At 65.7% G+C, this 1524-nt stretch carries 2 protein-coding genes; one reads left to right on the plus strand and one right to left on the minus strand.

Translation table 11 applies throughout. The features are described from left to right. Window positions 1–101 precede the first annotated feature (101 nt). On the plus strand, window positions 102–1280 hold the full coding sequence (locus ACIPIA_RS16035) for an E22 family MetX-like putative esterase (RefSeq protein ID WP_400510969.1): 1179 nt from the start codon (window positions 102–104) through the stop codon (window positions 1278–1280). Here the strand turns inward: ACIPIA_RS16035 and ACIPIA_RS16040 are convergent. Beyond that, window positions 1267–1524: helix-turn-helix domain-containing protein (locus ACIPIA_RS16040; protein ID WP_400510970.1), on the minus strand; the 258-nt coding region annotated here is incomplete at its 5' end. The two genes, ACIPIA_RS16035 and ACIPIA_RS16040, sit on opposite strands and share 14 nt — an antisense overlap.

A 1524-nucleotide genomic window follows, 5' to 3' on the forward strand; every position in this document is an offset into this window, starting at 1 on the left:
CTGCCGACCGTTCTTACGCGCTGATCCTCCCACTTCCACCGCCGGCGGAAATCCGCTCTGATGCGGAAACGGCCGCCTGACGGCCGAGGGGAGGAAGCGGCATGAAGACTTGGATCACGGGCGTTCTCGCCCTTGCAGGATGGGTTGCAGCAGGTATGGCCGGCGCACAGGACCTGATGGTCGAGAAGAAGGTTTTCGAGCTGCCAAGCTTCACGACCCAATCGGGACGCACGCTGAAGCAGGTCCGCGTCGGCTGGGAAAGCTACGGGACGCTGAATGCCGACAAGTCCAACGCCGTGCTGATCTGCCATTTCTTCTCGGGCAACTCGCACGCCGCCGGCAAATATGCCGCCTCCGACGCCGCGCCCGGCTACTGGGACGCGATCATCGGTCCCGGCAAGGCGATCGACACCGACAAGTATTTCGTCATCGCCTCCGACACGCTGGTGAACCTCAACACCGGCGACCCCAAGACGACCACGACCGGCCCTGCCTCGGTCAACCCCGATACCGGGAAGCCCTACGCGCTCGACTTCCCGATCGTCACCATCCGCGACTTCGTCGAGGTTCAGAAGGCCCTCGTAGAAAGTCTTGGAATCAAGAGGCTTGCGCTCGTCGCGGGCCCCTCGATGGGCTCCCTCCAGACCTTCGAATGGGCGGCCAGCCACCCCGAGATGGTCGCCAAGGCCATGCCGGTGATCGGCGCCGCCGAGGCCGATGCGATGCTGATCGGCTGGCTCGATGTCTGGGCGGCGCCGATCCTGGTCGACGCCAACTGGAACAATGGCGATTATTATGGCAAGACACCGCCACTTGCCGGGCTGGCCAAGGCACTGGCTGCAGTGACGCTGCAGGCTAACCATCAGGACTGGGCCAACGCCACTTTCGGCCGCCGGCCGGCCAAGGAAGGCGACGACCCGGCAAAGACGCTCGCCAACAAGTTCCAGTTCCAGAGCGTGCTGGACAATGCCGGTGCGGCGCGGGCGAAGGTCTCCGACGCCAACCATTTCCTTTATCTGATCAAGGCCAACCAGCTCTTCGCGGCCGGCGGCACCTCGCTGGCCGACGGCATGGCGAAGATCCGGGCGCCGATGCTCTACATCACGCAGCCCAAGGACCTCGTCTTCACCACCGATGCGGTCGAGCGCACGCTGAAGGCGGCGAAGGATGCCGGGCGTGACATCACCCATGTCACCATCGACGGCGCCCGCGGCCATCTCGACGGCGTGATGTCGATGAAGCAGGCGGAAGGCGCGATCCGCGCATTCATCGAGAAGTAGGGCCTCCCCCGCCCAGTCCGCGAGCGGTTCCGTGCTGGTCCGCGGCGAACCGCTCGCGATAGGCCTGCGGCGTCGTGCCGAGCCGCCTGATAAAGGCACGCCGCAGGGTTTCCTCGGAGCCGAAGCCGCAACGCCCCGCGACGCGGCCAACCGGGTGCCCCTGATCGAGCAGGTGGCGCGCCGTCTCGATCCTGATTTCCTCGATGGCACGGGCCGGCGTCCGGCCCGTCGCCGTTCGGTAATG

The organism is Allobosea sp. CER48, assembly GCF_044752385.1.
Taxonomy (GTDB): domain Bacteria; phylum Pseudomonadota; class Alphaproteobacteria; order Rhizobiales; family Beijerinckiaceae; genus Allobosea.